The organism is Stenotrophomonas maltophilia group sp. RNC7, from assembly GCF_030910085.1.
GTDB lineage: Bacteria > Pseudomonadota > Gammaproteobacteria > Xanthomonadales > Xanthomonadaceae > Stenotrophomonas > Stenotrophomonas sepilia.
Genome location: NZ_JAVFVN010000182.1, coordinates 1 through 331 on the forward strand (window position 1 = coordinate 1; position 331 = coordinate 331).

The 331-nt window shown below is 45.3% G+C and carries 1 protein-coding gene; it reads left to right on the forward strand.

Features of this window, described 5'->3' with window-relative positions; all coding sequences use genetic code 11:
- Positions 1 to 7: 7 nt before the first annotated feature.
- Positions 8 to 331, forward strand: a 324-nt coding sequence (locus RCF13_RS02380; protein ID WP_308140805.1) for a Ger(x)C family spore germination C-terminal domain-containing protein, incomplete at its 3' end; no start/stop codon positions are given.

The window sequence follows — 331 nt, forward strand, 5'->3', positions numbered from 1 at the left end:
GCTGCATTTGCGATATAAGTATAAGATTGTAACGCCAGCCAAGGGAAGTCCATATCTTCAGCTAAATATGAAGGTGAAAGGAGTTGCAGAAGAGTCTGACAGCATTCAATTCAATGAGAGCTGGCGAGACATTGAACGCGCTGCGGAGCAGTCGCTAGAGCGCTCAATCATGCAGCTGTTGCAAAAGATGAGCGATCACCACTTGGATCCCTTAGGCTTTGGCCTGAAGTATATGGCAACTCGGCATGATGGGATGAAGGAGTGGGAGGATTGGCAATCTATCTACCCTAATTTAGAATTTCGTGTAAATGTAAAAGTAACGTTAGAGGGA